The organism is Parabacteroides sp. KHUB-01 (assembly GCF_056640935.1).
In genome coordinates, this window is the sequence record NZ_CM153256.1 from 1,085,953 (window position 1) to 1,104,236 (window position 18,284).

The 18,284-nt window shown below is 37.9% G+C and carries 17 protein-coding genes; 14 read left to right on the forward strand and 3 right to left on the reverse strand.

The genetic code is table 11. From position 1 onward, the window contains the following. Window positions 1-79 precede the first annotated feature (79 nt). The 12 genes from ACYIAR_RS04930 (at window position 80) to ACYIAR_RS04985 (ending at window position 10,751) form a co-directional block, all read left to right on the forward strand. Window positions 80-811: a tetratricopeptide repeat protein gene (locus ACYIAR_RS04930; RefSeq protein WP_480332476.1), complete on the forward strand. Its 732-nt coding sequence runs from the start codon at window positions 80-82 to the stop codon at window positions 809-811. A gap of 383 nt (window positions 812-1,194) precedes the next feature. Then, window positions 1,195-2,013 carry a diaminopimelate epimerase gene (gene dapF, locus ACYIAR_RS04935; protein WP_480332478.1) on the forward strand — a complete coding sequence of 273 codons (819 nt, stop codon included), beginning with the start codon at window positions 1,195-1,197 and terminating at the stop codon, window positions 2,011-2,013. 34 nt (window positions 2,014-2,047) lie between these two features. After that, window positions 2,048-3,277 carry an LL-diaminopimelate aminotransferase gene (locus tag ACYIAR_RS04940; protein WP_480332480.1) on the forward strand — a complete coding sequence of 410 codons (1,230 nt, stop codon included), beginning with the start codon at window positions 2,048-2,050 and terminating at the stop codon, window positions 3,275-3,277. Between the two features lie 220 nt (window positions 3,278-3,497). Beyond that, entirely contained in the window at window positions 3,498-4,496 is a 999-nt protein-coding gene (locus ACYIAR_RS04945) for a PhoH family protein (RefSeq protein WP_480332482.1), read from the forward strand. A gap of 12 nt (window positions 4,497-4,508) precedes the next feature. Continuing rightward, window positions 4,509-5,459, forward strand: a complete 951-nt coding sequence (locus ACYIAR_RS04950) for a phosphoribosylaminoimidazolesuccinocarboxamide synthase (RefSeq protein WP_480332484.1) — start codon at window positions 4,509-4,511, stop codon at window positions 5,457-5,459. A gap of 12 nt (window positions 5,460-5,471) precedes the next feature. After that, a complete protein-coding gene (gene ubiE, locus ACYIAR_RS04955) occupies window positions 5,472-6,212 on the forward strand; it encodes a bifunctional demethylmenaquinone methyltransferase/2-methoxy-6-polyprenyl-1,4-benzoquinol methylase UbiE (RefSeq protein ID WP_480332486.1) in 741 nt (246 codons plus the stop codon). A 12-nt stretch (window positions 6,213-6,224) separates the two neighbouring features. Beyond that, window positions 6,225-6,968 carry a shikimate dehydrogenase family protein gene (locus ACYIAR_RS04960; protein ID WP_480332488.1) on the forward strand — a complete coding sequence of 248 codons (744 nt, stop codon included), beginning with the start codon at window positions 6,225-6,227 and terminating at the stop codon, window positions 6,966-6,968. Window positions 6,969-7,108: 140 nt separating this feature from the next. After that, entirely contained in the window at window positions 7,109-8,035 is a 927-nt protein-coding gene (gene mnmL, locus ACYIAR_RS04965) for a tRNA modification radical SAM protein MnmL/YtqA (RefSeq protein WP_480332490.1), read from the forward strand. A 235-nt stretch (window positions 8,036-8,270) separates the two neighbouring features. Then, window positions 8,271-8,786: an RNA polymerase sigma factor gene (locus ACYIAR_RS04970; RefSeq protein ID WP_480332492.1), complete on the forward strand. Its 516-nt coding sequence runs from the start codon at window positions 8,271-8,273 to the stop codon at window positions 8,784-8,786. 4 nt (window positions 8,787-8,790) lie between these two features. Next, window positions 8,791-9,288: a hypothetical protein gene (locus ACYIAR_RS04975; RefSeq protein WP_480332494.1), complete on the forward strand. Its 498-nt coding sequence runs from the start codon at window positions 8,791-8,793 to the stop codon at window positions 9,286-9,288. 14 nt (window positions 9,289-9,302) lie between these two features. Continuing rightward, complete coding sequence (locus ACYIAR_RS04980) at window positions 9,303-9,746, forward strand: DUF6108 family protein (RefSeq protein ID WP_480332496.1); 444 nt, start codon at window positions 9,303-9,305, stop codon at window positions 9,744-9,746. 126 nt (window positions 9,747-9,872) lie between these two features. Beyond that, on the forward strand, window positions 9,873-10,751 hold the full coding sequence (locus tag ACYIAR_RS04985; RefSeq protein WP_480332497.1) for a hypothetical protein: 879 nt from the start codon (window positions 9,873-9,875) through the stop codon (window positions 10,749-10,751). Between the two features lie 185 nt (window positions 10,752-10,936). Here ACYIAR_RS04985 and ACYIAR_RS04990 read toward each other — a convergent pair whose 3' ends face one another. Continuing rightward, window positions 10,937-11,782: a mechanosensitive ion channel family protein gene (locus ACYIAR_RS04990; RefSeq protein ID WP_480332499.1), complete on the reverse strand. Its 846-nt coding sequence runs from the start codon at window positions 11,780-11,782 to the stop codon at window positions 10,937-10,939. Between the two features lie 99 nt (window positions 11,783-11,881). On the opposite strand from ACYIAR_RS04990, the gene ACYIAR_RS04995 reads away from it, so the two are divergent. After that, window positions 11,882-12,706, forward strand: a complete 825-nt coding sequence (locus ACYIAR_RS04995) for a tetratricopeptide repeat protein (protein WP_480332501.1) — start codon at window positions 11,882-11,884, stop codon at window positions 12,704-12,706. 71 nt (window positions 12,707-12,777) lie between these two features. On the opposite strand, the gene ACYIAR_RS05000 is transcribed toward ACYIAR_RS04995, so the two are convergent. Together ACYIAR_RS05000 and ACYIAR_RS05005 are read right to left on the reverse strand one after the other, a co-directional pair. Beyond that, a complete protein-coding gene (locus ACYIAR_RS05000; RefSeq protein WP_480332503.1) occupies window positions 12,778-13,752 on the reverse strand; it encodes a type I phosphomannose isomerase catalytic subunit in 975 nt (324 codons plus the stop codon). A 17-nt stretch (window positions 13,753-13,769) separates the two neighbouring features. Continuing rightward, window positions 13,770-15,797, reverse strand: a complete 2,028-nt coding sequence (locus tag ACYIAR_RS05005) for an alpha amylase C-terminal domain-containing protein (protein ID WP_480332505.1) — start codon at window positions 15,795-15,797, stop codon at window positions 13,770-13,772. Window positions 15,798-15,976: 179 nt separating this feature from the next. Between ACYIAR_RS05005 and ACYIAR_RS05010 the strand changes: the two genes are divergently transcribed. Then, entirely contained in the window at window positions 15,977-18,265 is a 2,289-nt protein-coding gene (locus ACYIAR_RS05010; protein ID WP_480332507.1) for a cation:proton antiporter, read from the forward strand. Window positions 18,266-18,284: the final 19 nt, after the last annotated feature.

The window sequence follows — 18,284 nt, forward strand, 5'->3', positions numbered from 1 at the left end:
AAAACTCGCCATAAGGTTTTGGGAATAAAATATAATTTCTAACTTTATGGACACATAACAAATATCAATTTATAAAACCATGAAAAAAATAGTATTATTAGTGGCATTCTGCCTTGGAATTGGAAGTGCATTTGCACAAGATATTGAGAAGTTGAAAGCAGACGGTGACGCTGCATTGAATGCAAAAAACTACACAGAAGCTTTAGCCAAGTATGGGGAATACTTGAAACTAACCGAATACAAAGACACAGTCCGTATCTTTAATTGCGGTTTTTGCGCAAATCAAGCAAAGAATTATGCTGAAGCAGCAAAATATTTCGATATGGCTGTTAAATTCAATTACAATCTGGACGATTCATATACAGGAGAAGCAATGGCTTACCGCAATCTGAATAAGACAGAAGAATTTTTTGACACTGTTGAAGCCGGATTAAAAGCTTTGCCAGGAAATGCAAATCTTGAAAAAATGTTATATGCCTACGGTATAAAACAAGGACAGGCTGCACAGAAAAAAGGTGATATTGAAACTGCAACAAGAATGTATAAAGCAGTTCTGAACTCTTCAAACAAAAAACATCAGGAAGGAGCTTATCAAAGTTTAGGTGGTATGCTTTATAATGCTGGAGCAACAAAATTAAACGAAATCCATCCTCTTGCAACTTCAGATCCTGATAAATATAATACAGAAAAAGCAAAAGCTGATGCACAATTGAAAGAAGCTAAGGGATATTTGGATAAAGCATTGGAACTTAATCCAAACAATGCAAATGCTAAAAAATTAGTTGATGCTATTGCTGCAACTCTTAAATAAAACTGTTTTAATATAGGTTTGAACATACGTTTTATTACGTTCGACCTTAGACAAAAATAGGTCCGGTTCTACATATTCGTGGGTTCGGACCTATTTTTATATTTTGTTTCTTAAATCTCTTATTACAATTTTATCTTATTTTATCTATCCTAATCTATATATCCAAAAAGATAAAAAACAGCCCACCTTAATAACACTTAATTAGTATTCAATCTAAAATCCGAACAAAACACAACAAAATAAACGAATATTATTACAAAGTAAAACCAAGCAAGTTTTTAAATAACGATTAACAGAAAAAAAGTATTTTATATTCCAAAACGTAATATATTTGCGAAAAACTAAAAGCAAAAAGATAGCTTTATAGCCAAATACATTATAATATGACAAATAAAATAAGGTTTAGCAAAATGCATGGTGCAGGAAACGATTATATTTACGTTGACACCACCAAACAGACAATCAGCAACCCAACTGAATTGGCTATCAAATGGAGTAAATTCCATACAGGTATTGGATCTGACGGATTAGTCCTGATAGGTAAATCTAATATAGCAGATTTCAGTATGCGCATATTTAATTCGGACGGCTCAGAAGCAAAAATGTGTGGAAACGCATCCAGATGTATTGGTAAATTTGTTTATGAAAATGGATTGACAAATAAACAAAACATTTCTTTAGACACTAATTCAGGAATCAAATATCTGAAACTTATTATTGAAGATAAAGTTGTAAAAAAGGTTTCAGTTGATATGGGCAATCCTGAAATAAAATCAGACATACTGAAAATACGCTTAGACAATGGTATGGAATTTTCCGGTTCCAGTATTTCTATGGGTAATCCGCATTATGTAGTTTTTACTAATAATATTGAAGAAGTAAATTTGTCAGAAATCGGACCAATGATAGAAAACCATAAATTCTTCCCGGACAGAACGAATGTTGAATTTGCTCAAATAACAGGCAATAACACAATAAGAATGAGAGTTTGGGAAAGAGGTTCCGGAATTACATTTGCATGTGGCACCGGAGCATGCGCAACAGCTGTTGCAGCAATCAACAAAGGATTGGTATCAAAAGACAGTCCGGTTATAATAAACATGGATGGAGGAAGCCTTAGCATAGAATGGAAAAACAAAACAAATCAGGTTATAATGACAGGCGAAGCTACTCATGTATTTGATGGAGAAATAAATTTATAAAATTATTAATGGATTAAACAAAACAATAAATATTATGGCTTTAGCAAATGAACATTATTTGAAACTACAAAACAATTATCTGTTTTCGGATATTGCAAAGAAAGTTAACTCTTTCAAAATTACTCATCCTAAAAGCAAAATAATCAGAATGGGAATTGGTGACGTAACCCAACCTCTTGCTCCGGCAGTAATTGAAGCTATGCATAAAGCTGTAGACGAGATGAGTAAAAAAGACACATTCCACGGATATGGCCCAGAGCAAGGTTATTCATTCCTTTTTGACGCAATAATCAAAAATGATTATGAAAGCCGCGGAATATTTATCGAACCGGGAGAAGTTTTCATTAGCGACGGAGCAAAAAGTGATTGTGGTAATATTGGTGATATTTTCCGTCATGACAACAGCATTGGTGTAACAGACCCGGTGTATCCGGTTTATATTGACTCAAACGTGATGAGCGGACGTACAGGTGTTCTGACTGATGGAAAATGGAGTGATGTCGTTTATATTCCATGTACGGAAGAGAATAATTTCATTCCTAGCCTTCCATCCAGAAGAGTTGATATAATATATCTATGCTATCCGAACAACCCAACAGGGACAACTCTCACTAAAGAAGAATTGAAAAAATGGGTCAATTATGCTTTGGCAAATGATGCTATAATTATGTTCGACTCTGCTTATGAAGCATACATACAAGATCCTAGTATACCACACTCAATCTATGAAATAAAAGGAGCCAAAAAGGTTGCTATCGAGTTCAGAAGTTTTTCAAAGACAGCAGGTTTCACAGGAGTCAGATGCGGATATACTATTGTTCCTAAAGAACTAAGAGCTACAACTTTGAATGGGGAAATCGTCTCTCCAAACAAATTGTGGAACAGACGACAGTGCACAAAATTCAATGGAACAAGCTATATAACTCAACGTGGAGCCGAAGCAGTATATTCTCCTGAGGGAAAAGTCCAGGTAAAAAACACTATCAACTATTATATGACTAACGCAAAAATAATGCGTGAAGGACTGACAGAATGCGGACTGAAAGTTTATGGTGGAGAGAATGCGCCATATTTGTGGGTTAAAGCTCCGGACGGATTGACTTCATGGAAATTCTTCGAAAAACTACTTTATGAAGTACATATTGTAAGTACTCCGGGCGTAGGTTTCGGGCCATGTGGCGAAGGCTATCTAAGACTTACTGCATTTGGCGACAGAGACGAAACCATTGAAGCTATTGAAAGATTGAGAAAATGGTCTAGATAACTCTTTATAATAATTAAAGTATATTACATTCAAATACTACAATTTATTTGAATTGTTTTGTTTTTCCACGAAAGCAGTTCGCTGTGAAGCGAGCTGCTTTCTCTTTATATACAAACAAGCATAGCTGCAGACATGATATATAAATTAGTAAACGTGCTTTAAATAATCGATATTTTTATGTAATTTTGGCGAACAAAAGAAATATTAGAAACTACCAAAAATGATCGAACGCATTTATATTCTTGAAAATGTAGATCCTATTATTTTTTACGGGGTAAACAACAGCAACATGCAACTGATAAAAACCCTGTTTCCTAAGTTGCGTATTGTTGCAAGAGGGAATGTAATGAAAGTTATCGGTGAAGAAGAAGAATCAGAACTCTTCCTGAGAAAAATAAGAGAAATCGAGAAATTCTGCGAAGAGTATAATTCTCTTAGCGACGAAATAATAATCGATATAATAAAAGGTAAAGCCCCAACCGTTGTAAAGCACGAAAATCTTATCATACACGGAATGAACGGCAAACCTATCACTGCCCGTACAGAAAACCAACAAAAACTGGTCAATGCTTTTGAGAACAACGATTTGGTTTTCGCCACAGGTCCTGCAGGTTCCGGAAAGACATTCGTTGCCATTGCCTTGGCTGTCAAAGCTCTCAAAAACAAAGAAGTCCGTAAAATCATATTAAGCCGTCCGGCTGTTGAAGCCGGAGAAAAGCTGGGATTCCTTCCTGGTGAGATGAAAGACAAGCTGGATCCATATTTACAACCGCTCTACGATGCGCTGCAGGATATGATTCCGGTTGCAAAGCTCAAAGAATATATGGAAAATAATGTCATTCAAATTGCTCCATTGGCTTTTATGCGAGGCAGAACTCTGAATGACGCAGTTATTATCCTTGACGAAGCACAAAACACAACAACTCATCAGATAAAAATGTTCCTTACACGTCTAGGAACAAACGCTAAGATGATTATTACTGGTGACGTAACACAGATTGACCTTCCTCCAACCGCTACTTCTGGTCTGATTCAGGCAATGCAGATTCTGAAGAACGTAAACGGAATCGGAAAAGTCGAGTTCACCAAAAAAGATATTGTCCGTCATAAGTTAGTTCAGCGCATTGTTGAGGCTTATGACAAATTCGATAAAAACAAAAAGAAAGAAGCCGAAGAGGCGAAAAAGTCAAAAGAAAACAAAACAACAACAAATCCATAATAAATTAAAGTTATGAAAAAGGCTTTAGTAAAAACAGATTTTAATTTCCCGGGACAGAAAAGTGTATATCACGGAAAAGTTCGTGATGTATATAGTGTAAATGAAAACTTGCTGGTAATGGTTGCAACAGACAGAATCTCAGCATTCGACGTTGTATTGCCAGAAGGTATTCCTTATAAAGGTCAGATGTTGAACCAGATTGCAGCAAAATTCCTTGATGCTACAACTGACATTTGTCCAAACTGGAAACTTGCTTCTCCGGACCCAATGGTTACAGTTGGTGTGCGTTGCGAAGGTTTCCCTGTTGAAATGATTGTTCGTGGCTATTTGTGCGGAAGCGCTTGGCGTGCATACAAGAGCGGTGTTCGCGAAATTTGCGGCGTGAAACTTCCTGAAGGAATGCGCGAAAACGAACGTTTCCCTGAACCAATCATCACACCGACTACTAAGGCTGAAATTGGCGAACACGACCAGGATATCTCTAAGGAAGAAATATTGGCTAAAGGCCTTGCAACTCCTGAAGAATACGAATTGCTTGAGAAATATACTTTGGCATTGTTCAAACGTGGAACTGAAATAGCTGAAAAACGTGGTCTTATCCTTGTTGACACTAAATACGAATTCGGTAAGCACAACGGTCAGATTTATTTGATGGACGAAATCCACACTCCGGACTCTTCACGTTATTTCTATCTTGAAGGTTATCAGGAACGCTTCGAAAAAGGTGAAGCTCAGAAACAGCTTTCAAAAGAATTCGTTCGTGAATGGTTGATGGAAAACAACTTCCAGGGTAAAGCAGGTCAGGTTGTTCCTGAAATGACTCCGGAAATCGTTGAAAGCATCAGCAACCGTTACATCGAACTTTACGAGCACATCACTGGTGAAACTTTCGTTAAGGAAGAAACTGACAACATCCACGATCGTATCGAAAAGAACGTAACTGAATATTTACAGAACAAATAAATCAGACGAAGAATGACGAAGTACGGTTCAGAAAAAATACTTCCCTACAATCAAGAGGAGCATAAAGGTATTCAGGTCAGACGTATGTTTGATGCCATTGCCGGCAAATACGACTTGCTGAACCATACGCTCTCGTTCGGTTTTGATAAAGGATGGCGCAGGAAAGGAATAAATTTCCTGCGTCCTTTCTCCCCTAATAAAATTCTGGATATCGCAACCGGAACAGGCGACCTTGCGATATCCATGTATAAAACACTGAAGTCGGACACTATCATCGGAGCTGACATATCTGAAGGAATGATGCAGGTCGGAAGAGAAAAAGTGGCAAAAGCAGGATTCCAGGACCATATTTCATTTGAACAACAGGACTGCACAGCTCTCACCTACGAAGACAACAGTTTCGATGCCGTAACAGCAGCTTTCGGTGTCCGTAATTTTGAAAACATCAGGCAAGGACTTGCCGAAATGTATCGTGTTCTGAAACCTGGAGGACATATTATGATTCTCGAACTCTCAACACCTGAGAAGTTCCCGATGAAACAGCTCTATGGTTTGTACTCAAAACTCGTCATACCAAATATCGGACGATTGATTTCCAAAGAAAAAGCCGCCTACAGTTATCTTCCGGAATCCATCAAAGTCGTACCACAAGGCAAAGTAATGGAAGATTTGCTTACGGATGTAGGTTTTAAAGATGCCAAAGCCAAAACTTTGACATTTGGGATATGTTCATTATATACAGGAACAAAATAAATTGTAAAGCTTATGCAAAAATATGGTTTATTAGGATATCCACTGGGACATTCTTTTTCGAAAAATTATTTCAACCAGAAGTTTGAATCGGAAAAAATAGATGCCCAATATGTTAACTTTGAAATCTCCGACATTAAGTATATCAAAAATGTCTTGAAAGAAAATCCCAATCTTAACGGATTGAATGTAACTATTCCCTACAAGGAACAGGTTATCCCTTATCTGGATGATTTGGATGAAGACGCAAGACTGATTGGTGCAGTTAACGTAATAAAATTCACAAAAGGATTTTTGGGTAAAACAAAACTAATAGGATATAATTCAGATATTATTGGCTTCAAACGCTCTATTGAACCGTTGCTGGACTCTTCACACCGCAAGGCTCTGATTCTTGGCACCGGAGGAGCTTCAAAAGCGGTTATGCATGGTCTGAAGCAATTGGGCGTTGGAACTACTTTCGTTTCCAGAACTCCCAAAGAACATTGCATCACCTATCAGGATGTCACACCAGAGTTGCTTGAAAGCTACACTGTGATAGTCAACACCACTCCACTTGGTATGTTCCCAAATGTTGACGCCTGTCCTGACATTCCATATGATGCTCTCACCCCAAAGCATCTTCTTTATGATTTGCTATATAATCCGGACGAAACTCTCTTTATGAAAAAAGGAAAAGAACACGGAGCTGTAGTCAAAAACGGTTTGGAAATGCTGCTTCTTCAAGCATTTGCTGCTTGGGAAATCTGGCAGAAATAAAAGATATTACATCATAAGCCTGAAAATCACGCAATTGCATTTTCAGGCTTTTTTGTGTTTATGATGCAATTCAATATACAGACCTTCATTTGCTGAAAAACAAAACACTTCATAAATTTGCCTCATAAAAGTATTAATATATGAACAACGGCAAACCATATAAAGATTTTGGTGATTTTCTGAAAAGTATTTTCCCTTATAAGGTGCAGAAAATATCCATAAACGCAGGATTCACCTGCCCAAACCGCGACGGAAGCAAAGGCTGGGGCGGATGCACATACTGCAACAATCAGACATTCAGCCCGGAATATTGCAAAACAGACAAGTCGATAACACAGCAGCTCGAAGAAGGAGTTCATTTCTTTAAGAGGAAATATCCGGAAATGAAATATCTGGCATATTTCCAGGCATATACAAATACCTATGACAGTATAGACAAACTTATCGAAAAATATGAGGAAGCTATTTCTTTCAAGGATGTTTCCGGACTTATCATTGGAACCAGACCAGACTGTATGCCTGAACCTTTGCTGGATTATTTTGAGGATTTGTCAAAAAGAACTTTCGTAATGGTAGAATATGGCGTTGAAAGTACGAACGACAAAACATTAGTCCGCATAAACCGTGGGCATACTTTTGCTGAAGCAGAAGAAGCTATCAGAAAAACAGCAGGCAGAAATATTCATACCGGTGTACATTTGATACTTGGTTTGCCTGGAGAGTCAAAAGAAGATATTCTGCATCATGCAGATGTTATCTCGCAACTCCCGATTACGACTCTTAAGCTTCATCAGCTACAATTAATAAAAAACACACGAATGGCTAACGAGTTCTATAACGACAGCTCGGATTTCCATCTTTATACAGCTGACGAATATATTGACCTGGTCATTGACTTTATTGAAAGATTGAATCCGGAAATCGTAGTTGAAAGGTTTGTATCACAATCACCCAAACAATTGCTTATCGCGCCGGACTGGGGATTGAAAAACTATGAATTCACGGCTAAAGTGATGAAAAGAATTGCAGAAAGAGACACTTGGCAAGGAAAACTTTACCATAAATAAAAAACAAAAACGGGCTTGATTCTTAACAATAGAACAAGCCCGATGTAACAAAGAATAAAACAACCTTAAACATTATATCTCAAAATTAAACACCATATTCACTGAGACTTCACTATTATAACACTGACAGGATACATTTGGTTCATCATTTCCCGAAAAAAATATTCACTTTCTATGTTACAAAATTTCCTCACCTACGTTTTATTTAATAAAAGAAAATCAATCGGAATTTTAAATGGCAAATAACAATGACAAAAACGTGCTGGTTGATACATTCTCAAACTTAAGATATCGCTTCAAGCGCATCGCGCTTAAGATTCTTAACGGAGAAGAAGATGCTGAAGATGCCCTTCAGGATGCTTTCTGCAAACTCTGGACGCACTGCGACAAAATCAAGTCGGCAAGCGAAGCCGAGGCTCTAATAACAGTGGCTGTAAGAAACGCATCAATTGATTCCTGGCGAAAACAACAACACTATCAAAGTGTGGAGCTGAACCAAGAAATTAAATCTGAAACAACTGATTCAACATACAACAGCATTGAGACTAAAGAAAAATATCATCTGATTGAAATGATTATTGAGCAAAAGCTAACTCCTTTACAACAGGAAATCCTGAAACGCAGAGATTTTGAAGGAGAAGAATACGAGCAAATTGCCGAATCGCTGAATATGCAGCAATCGGCAGTTAGAGTTCAACTCAGCAGAGCCCGCAAAACAATCAGAGAAATTTATCAAAAAATGGAGAAGTAACATTATGGACAACAAAAACAAAATATCAGACAGAAGCCGGGAAGAATGGCTGAACCTCATCGAAAGATATTTTGAGGCTGAGACTTCCGAAGAAGAAGAGTTAGCTTTAAAGCTTTTCCTTGCCTCACCTGAATCTGCAGATGAATGTTTCAATGAAATAAAGGCGGTGCTAGGATATGTTTCGGTTGGAAAGAAACTAAACAAAGAGAAAAAAGCCAGGAAAATATATCTGACTCCTTCAGCTTACAAAATTGCTGCCGCAATAGTATTATGCTGCATTGTTTCTGTTTCGTTGCTGATTTCTAATTATAAAGCAAAAAACGAATGTTTGGTTTATATAAACGGTGAGATGTATACGGATTCAGAAATGGTATTTTCGGAAATACAAAATTCAATAGAACGCATAAAATCCGAAACAGAAGATTTAAGGATGGAAAATCAAATCAAAGATTTGATAGAGTCTGCAAATGATTACAACGAAAACGATGATAACGAACAATAAAAAACAGTATTTCAATGAAAAGTTTACATATAATATTCATAATTATGCTTATGTGTTGCAATGATATTATAGCACAAGAGCCGCTAAGCTCACTGTCACTTTTCGACGGACGTTATAACAACAGAAAAGGTGCAGTTGAAGTGCTTGTAAAAGGGAAAAAACTCAAGCCTTATAATCTGACTTTATTCAGAAGTCTGACGTTGAAGACTGACTCCACAGAAATACAGAAAATAAGCGAAATGGTCGAATCCGACGCCAAAAAGGCGACAGAAAAAGAAACTGGAAATATCGGAGGCAAACTTTACTACGGTTTCTTCTGTTTCGGAGGGAATAAAGAAACCAATCAATATCTATTTTTCCGCAACGCATATCTGAGAGATAAGGATGACCCGGAAATAATAGTAATATACATGGAAGGATATGCAAAACTGGATGAGATAAAAAGAATGTTCGAATAAAAGTTCACGACTTGACAAGAATTTTTCCTTGTCAACTTGTCTCTGAAGCCTTGTCAACTTTTAAGTTTGGCAAGTTGCCAAACTTAAATAAATAAGATTATAAACCAATTTAATTACAGTATATATATGAAAACTTTAATTGTATGCGCTCTATGCATGTTTTTACCAATGTGCATCAAAGCTCAAAGCTCAAAAAACGACACACTGATAATAAACAAACCTCAGAAAGTGACAATTGTTTCAGGTGAAAACACACATGAAATCAAGATTGAAGGCAGCGAGGAAAATCCGAACTTTTCTTTTTCCAAAAGAATAGATGTTGACGACGACACATATTCAGTAACACATGAAAAATCAGACGAATGGAATTTTGATATTCCTTTCAGCAAACAAAAAGCAAAGCGTTACAGTAGTAAGGAAAGTTTCTTCGGCGGCATTTATTGGGGATTTGTCAATTCTGTTGACGGACCTAAAAATATGAATATCAACATGAGCAGCTCCTACGAAATTGGCGGAAACATAATAAACTTCGGTGTCCGCCCATGGAAAGACGCTAACCGTTTCTCCTTCGGTTTCGGTTTGAGATGGAGAAATTACAGAATGAACGGTCACAATTGTTTCACCAAAGACGACAAGTATAACATCGTTATAGCTCCTTATCCTAAAGGCTCTGATATTGATTTCTCACGATTGAAGATATTCAGTCTTACTGTTCCGTTTATGTATTCACTGGATTTCGGCAAAGATTTCACATTTAGCTTAGGACCGGTTCTTTGCATCAACACATACGGAAGCATGAAAACTCATTATACAGATGCTGAAGGCAACAAAATAAAATTACTGGATAAAAAGATAAACCAGCAAAAAGTAAGTGTTGACCTGGAAGCCAATATTTCTTTCCATTCAATAGGTGTTTATGCGAGATATTCACCATGCAATGTTCTCAACACAGACTTCGGTCCGGAATTTCAGACATTCACCACAGGTATCTGCATATTTATGTAAAAAAAGAGGATTCCCACAAAATGGGAATCCTCCGTTATTAATAATAGTAGTGTAACTGTATGTTTTTATAAAAACATCTTTATGTGCAAAGATAGTTCTATATTTTAAATCGCACCACTATAAATTCCTTTTTCTTACGAAAGGCATTAGTTTCTGGACGAATTTCAGCTTACGGTGTACGAAAATCAATCTTTCGCCTGGTGAACCGTCAGCTGAGGGAAAGGGAAACCAATTCCTACATTGTTGAAAGTTGCATATACCTCTTTATTAATATCGAAATAAACACCCCAATAATCTTCTTTCTTCACCCAGACACGGACCACTATATTAACACTGCTGTCAGCCAATTCCTTCAATCCGATGAATGGAGCATCCGGTTCCATCAAAATACGCGATTCCTTGCTTATAATTTCCTGTAATACAGACTTAACCTGTTCGAAATCACTTCCATATTCTACACCAAAGACCCAATCAACACGACGAAACTCCTGACGGCTATAATTAACAACAGTGCCACTGCTCAAAGAACCGTTCGGAATATAGATTACTTTATTGTCAGGCGTAGCCATAACAGTATGGAAAATCTGTATTTCCTTTACAGTACCGCCAATTGTTCCTGTTTCAATATAATCCCCGACTTTATAAGGTTTTAATAACAAGATAATCAAACCACCGGCAAAGTTCGAAAGGTTTCCGCTCAATGCCATACCGATAGCAACACCGGCAGAAGCCAACAGAGCAGCAAATGAAGTTGTCTGAACACCCAATGCGCCAACAACAGATATTATCAACAAAATAATAAGAACAACATTAATCAAACTGCCGATAAATGTTTTCACTGAAGGGTCAATAGCACGTTTGTCAAGAATTTTCCTGATAACCATATTTATGGAACTAACCAGAACACGTCCCACAATGAACACCAAAGCAGCTTTCAACAATATCCAACCTAGCTGGACTCCATGCTCAAACAACGAATCAAGAATAGCCGGGATTCTCTCCTCCCATTTTAGTATACTCAATAACAACATATATAATAAAATTTAAAGTTTATACGTTTTAATATTTTCTATTTCAAACTATACGGCGCTTTATTTAGTTTTGTGCCGTTATTCATAAAAACATAAAAAATGAGGATATTGTTTACACTTTTCTGTTTTTTTTCAGGATTGATTCTTAAAGTAAATGCCCAAACATATCAGGAATGGGTCGAGAAGAGCTGCGATTATATAGAAAAAAACGATTTAGTTTCGGCTGAAGAAAGTCTGAAATCAGCAATGCGCCTCGAACCGGGAAACGCTGCCAATTTCGCCCTGCTCAGTAATCTTGGAACAATACAACGACGACAAGGGAAAAAGGATGAAGCTCTTATATCTTATACCGCCGCGTTGAGCAGACATCCAAGAAGTATAACTATTCTTGAAAATAGAGCTTCTCTTTATTCCGAAATGGGAGAAATAGAAAAATCGCTCAGTGATTATAACACTTTATTGAGCATTGACCCTGAACACCAGGAAGCTCTTTATTGCCGTGGTATGATTTATATTCAACTGAAGAACTATCTTTGGGCAGAACAGGATTTTGACAAAATACTTGAGGTTAATGAAAAATCCGTTCGAGGCAGACTCGGACACGCAATCCTGGAAAAACTAAGAGGCAATTATGATTATAGCGAGCGTATCTTCAATTATCTGATAAAAGAACTTCCCAGAGAATGGCTGCTTTACGAAGAAAGAGCAGATTTGTATTTCCTGATGGGTAAAAACGCCAGGGCTATGAGCGACATAAGCAAAGTATTTGCAGAATCAGAACCAACAGCAAGCCTTTATGTACTGAGAGGTAAAGTTAAAGTTGCCCAATATGAAAGAAAATCGGCAGCAGAAGATTTTCTGAAAGCAAAAGAAATGGGATATGACCCGGAAGTGATTGATGAACTGATGAAATTCACAGAATAAAAAAAGTGTGACAAAACTGAGATATAACCAATCTTGTTTTGTCACACTTTTTTTATTTCAAGGATTTATTCTTACTTGATATAAGTTTCCATGAACTTAGCATTAGGTGCAGGAATCAAAGAAACTGATTTTGTATCAGCAGGAATAAGAACTGTCTGTCCCTGGTGAACATTCACTTCATTACCCTTGTCGTCCTTGATAACAGCAGAACCGCCCATACAGATGTAAACAACAAATGAATCAAGCTCAGAGAAATCGCGAGTCATTGTAGCATCAATTTCAATCAAATTTGTTGTGAAATATTTGCAGTCAGCCAACTCAACTGTTGCATTTGTGTGAGCTTTATAGTGTGTGCGGTAATCAGGATACAAAGTATAATCGATAGCATCCTTAGCCAATTCTGTATGAAGTTCACGTCCATTACCGTTAGCATCCTTACGGTTGTAATCGTAGATACGATAAGTAATGTTACTAGTCTGCTGGATTTCCGCAATAAAACATCCGGCGCCAATAGCATGAACACGGCCTGCTGGCAAGAAGAATACATCACCTTCATTCACATCATAACGCTGAAGAACATCCATGATAGTATTGTCTTCCACACGTTTTACATATTCTTCAGCATCAATCTGCTTTGAGAAACCAGAATACAAAGATGCATTCTTAGCAGCCTTTACAACATACCACATTTCTGTTTTTCCAAATGAATTGTGGCGTGCTTTTGCCAATTCATCATTCGGATGAACCTGAATTGACAAATTGTCGCGTGCATCAATAAACTTAATCAAAAGAGGGAAAGTTGTGCCGAAACGCTCCATAACCTTTCCGCCCAGCAATTGTTTGCCATATGTTTTAATAAGCTCGTCCAATGATTTTCCAGCCAATTCACCTTCAGCAACAACAGAATAGTTACCTTCAACATGAGAAAGCTCCCAGCTTTCACCTATTCCGTCCTGTACAGGAGAGATACCCTTGAAAGGGCAAATATCAGAACCGCCCCAAATAATATTCTTCAGGATCGGTTGAAATGTAAATGGATACAACATAATTATTAAAGTGTTTTTTATTTTGTAGTTCGTTTAACTTTTACTTTTCTCAAAACCACCGCACTGCGTGCCGGTATATATATTTTCAGCCATTCTTTTCTTTCCTTCTTATACAAAGGATCAGGCATTGTAAAATGATGCACTGTATCATCAGCCAGACCAAATCCGCCAAATTCCACGGAGTCAGTGTTCAACACAACTTCATATTCTCCTTTAGGAACAAGGAAACCATAGTCGGTAAACGACTTGTTAGGACTGAAATTGAATACAAAGATAAGGTCCTTTCTCATATATGCCAAAATCTGGTCGCCATCATTATCCCAGATTTTCTGTATAGGAGTTTCCTGGAACTTCTTCACACTGCAGATAACCTCCAGCATATCCTTGTCAAATTTGCTGAGATACTGATATTTCAGATTCTCGTCATCCACAAGATTCCACTGGCGGCGAGCATATTTATAAGACCATCCGTTTCCTTCGCGCGGGAAATCAATCCATTCCGGATGACCAAACTCATTGCCCATAAAGTTCAGATAACCGCCGTTGATGGTAGAAGCCGTCACAAGGCGAATCATCTTGTGCAAAGCAATTCCACGGTCAACCATAAAGTTATGATCATCCTTCTGCATATGCCAGTACATATCAGCATCAATCAGACGGAATATGATAGTCTTGTCGCCCACCAAAGCCTGGTCGTGACTCTCAGCATAACTGATAGTCTTTTCGTCAGCACGGCGATTTGTTGTTTCCCACCATATTGACGACGGATGCCAATCCTCATCCTTCTTTTCCTTGATCATCTTAATCCAATAATCAGGAATATTCATAGCCATGCGATAATCGAAGCCATATCCGCCGTCCTCGATTTTCGCAGCAAGACCGGGCATACCACTCACCTCTTCAGCAATCGTAATGGCATTCTTGTTCACCTCATGTATAAGCTTGTTTGCAAGAGTAAGATAAACTATAGCATCGCCATCCTGATGGCCGTTAAAATAATCACCATAATTACAGAACGCCTCTCCCAGTCCGTGGCTGTAATAAAGCATAGAAGTCACACCATCAAAACGGAATCCGTCAAACTTATATTCATCCAGCCAGAATTTGCAGTTTGAAAGAAGGAAGTGCAACACCTCATTTTTTCCATAATCAAAGCAAAGAGAATCCCAAGCCGGATGCTCACGTCTGCTGTCACCATGGAAATACAAGTCGTATGAGCCGTCAAATCGTCCAAGTCCTTCAACCTCATTCTTTACGGCATGGCTGTGAACAATATCCATAATCACAGCAAGTCCCAATCTGTGAGCCTCATCGATAAGCGCTTTCAACTCATCCGGAGTACCGAAACGTGAAGAAGCAGCAAAGAAACTGCTTACGTGATAACCAAACGAACCATAATACGGATGCTCCTGAATTGCCATTATCTGAATAGCATTATATCCTTCCTTTACAATGCGAGGCAAAATATTCTCACGGAACTCATTATATGTACCGACCTTCTCCTCATTAGTAGCCATACCAATATGGCATTCGTAAATCAAAAGAGGAGACGTATTCGGTTTGAACTTCTTAATCTTGAATTTATACGGATTTTCAGGATCCCAAACCTGAGCACTGAATATTTTTGTTTCCGGATCTTGCACAACACGTCTGATCCATGCAGGAATACGCTCGCCTGAGCCACCTTCCCACTCTACCAATAGTTTAAATAAATCCTCATGATGCAACAAATCCTTATCCAATGAAATTTCCCAAATTCCATTGTGCAGACGCTTCATCTTATAGCGTTTATCTTTTGTCCAGTTATTAAACGTACCGATAAGATAAATTGCAGTAGCGTGAGGAGCCCATTCCCTGAAAATCCATCCTTTAGTGGTCTTATGCAACCCAAAATAAAGATATCCCGAAGCAAAGTCAGAAAGAGTCATCTTTCCTTTATTGGTCAGACTTCTTTCCCTATCAATAACATATTGATATCTTCCCTGGATAGCTTCTTCGTATGGTGCTAACCAAGGGTCATTTTTTATTAGATTCAAAGACTCCATTTTACTATATAAATTGGTTATTAGGCAAAGATAAAGGAAAAAAATGAGGTTTAAGATATTTATACGGAAAAACCTGTGAAAACAAGCCCTATATGCATCGTTTTTGGAACTACGGCTTAATTTTTGTCGATTTTTTATATTATATTTGCAAAAATCACCTTGAAACACAATTTTAACAAATGAGTAAAGGAACAAAAAATATAATATTTTATTTTGCTATGATTCTCATTTTCGGAGCTTTGATGTATTTCATAGTGAAAGAAGGTGAGAGTCATGAAGTGTCGAATCTTATAACAACCTCAAAAAACGCCCCAACAAATCTTAGTGAAGGCTTTGATGTCTTCCGATCATTGGTGTTTCATCATGTAAGGTCGCATATAGGAATACTGCTTCTACAGATTATAACAATCCTGCTGACTTGCCGACTGTTTGGTTGGATATTCATAAGAATAGGACAACCTACGGTGATTGGGGAAATTGTTGCCGGTATTGTTCTTGGTCCTTCAGTGTTGGGAAATTTGTTTCCGGAAGCTTCGGCTTTTATATTTCCTCCAGAATCATTGGCAAATATTTCCATCCTAAGCCAGTTCGGTCTTATACTGTTTATGTTTGCAATCGGTATGGAGTTGGATTTAGGTGAAGTGAAGAAAAAACTGAAAGAAACTATTCTGATAAGCCATACAAGTACTGTTGTTCCTTTTTTCTGCGGTATGCTTACTGCGTTCTTCACATATGATACTTATGCCGACAAAACAACTCCTTTCCTTTCGTTTGCATTGTTCATAAGTATTTCGATGAGTATCACCGCATTCCCGGTACTTGCCAGAATTATTCAGGAGAAAGGTCTTACAAAGTCTCATCTTGGAACAATTTCTCTTGCCAGCGCGGCAAATGGAGATATAACAGCGTGGTGTCTGCTTGCTGTAGTCATAGCAATTGCACAGGCCGGTACAATGCTTAGTGCTGTATACAATATTTTCTTCTCGATTCTGTATATAACTTTCATGTTCTTTGCTGTGCGTCCTTTCCTAAGGATGATTGGTAATATTTATCACAACAAGGAAGTTATAAACAAAAGTCTTGTAGGTTTCATGTTCCTTATTCTGATTACATCATCCTACCTGACCGAAATTCTTGGACTTCATGCTTTGTTTGGAGCATTCATAGCCGGAGTTGTTATGCCTAGCAATATAAAATTCCGTAAAATCATGACTGAGAAGGTCGAAGATGTTTCACTGTCGCTGTTCTTGCCGCTATTCTTCGTATCTACAGGTTTACGCACGGAAATAGGCCTGCTAAACACTCCGGAACTTTGGACAATGTGCGTTATAATAACTCTGGTTGCCATAGCCGGAAAATTCGGTGGGGCTATGATTTCGGCACGTTTCGTCGGCGAGTCATGGAAAGACAGTCTTTACATAGGTGCTTTGATGAATACTCGCGGACTTATGGAACTTGTTGTCCTGACAATCGGTTATGAGATGAAAATTCTTACTCCTCCGGTTTTCGTAATGTTGGTGCTTATGACTCTTGTCACTACTTTCATGACTACTCCTCTTATTTCATTTATTGATTTATTCTTCTCTTCCGAAAAGAAAAAGAAAGAGCCTGTTTTGGCTCAGCCATTGAGCGGAGTTTTCAAAGTGATGATTTCATTCGGACGTGCCAGCAACGGACAGGTCATGCTTGACGTGGCTCACCAGATGTTTGCGCAGAAGAAAAACAAACTTGAGATTACGGCTCTTCACCTGACTGTTGGTCCTGATGTAAATCCTCTACATACTGAAAATTTTGAGGAAGTCAGCTTCGGCCCTATTCTTTATGGGGCGCAAAAGCTTAATATTCCTATCGAAACCAGATATGAAATATCTACAAATGCCGGACAGGATATTTGCGACATCGTTAACAAAGAGGGATTTGACTTCCTTCTTGTTGGCGCAGGTATTTCAATGAGTGATATTCCAACTGATATGGATGCCAACAGACTGAAGAATTCTATTTATAACAGATTCATCAAACATCTGAAAGCTCCGGAATCATGGTTCCTTCCTGGTGAATTGCTGAAAGACAAGACTAAAATGTTCATACAACAGGCAAAATGTGCTGTCGGTGTGTTCATCAATCGTCAGTTTGTGAAAGCTACTGATACAATTATTATTATAAACTCCGAAAAAGATTTATTCTTGCTTAATTATGCGAATACGCTGCAAAGGGCTACAAATACCAACGTCACTGTATTGAACAGAGTGGAAGCTAACCATCCTGAATATCAGAATATAGTGAAAGAGCTTTATGCTTACAGCGAATTGCAGCAGCACGGAGTGATTTCGGACGAAAAAGACCTTACACAGGCTCTTCTGCGTGAGTTCAATTTCATGCTTATAAGCTATGAAACCTGGAATATTGTTTCTGAGGATTCGAAGAAAGCTTTGCAGAAGATGCCGTCAACTTTGATTTTGAGCAAATGAGGGAGAAGGGGACAAGTTT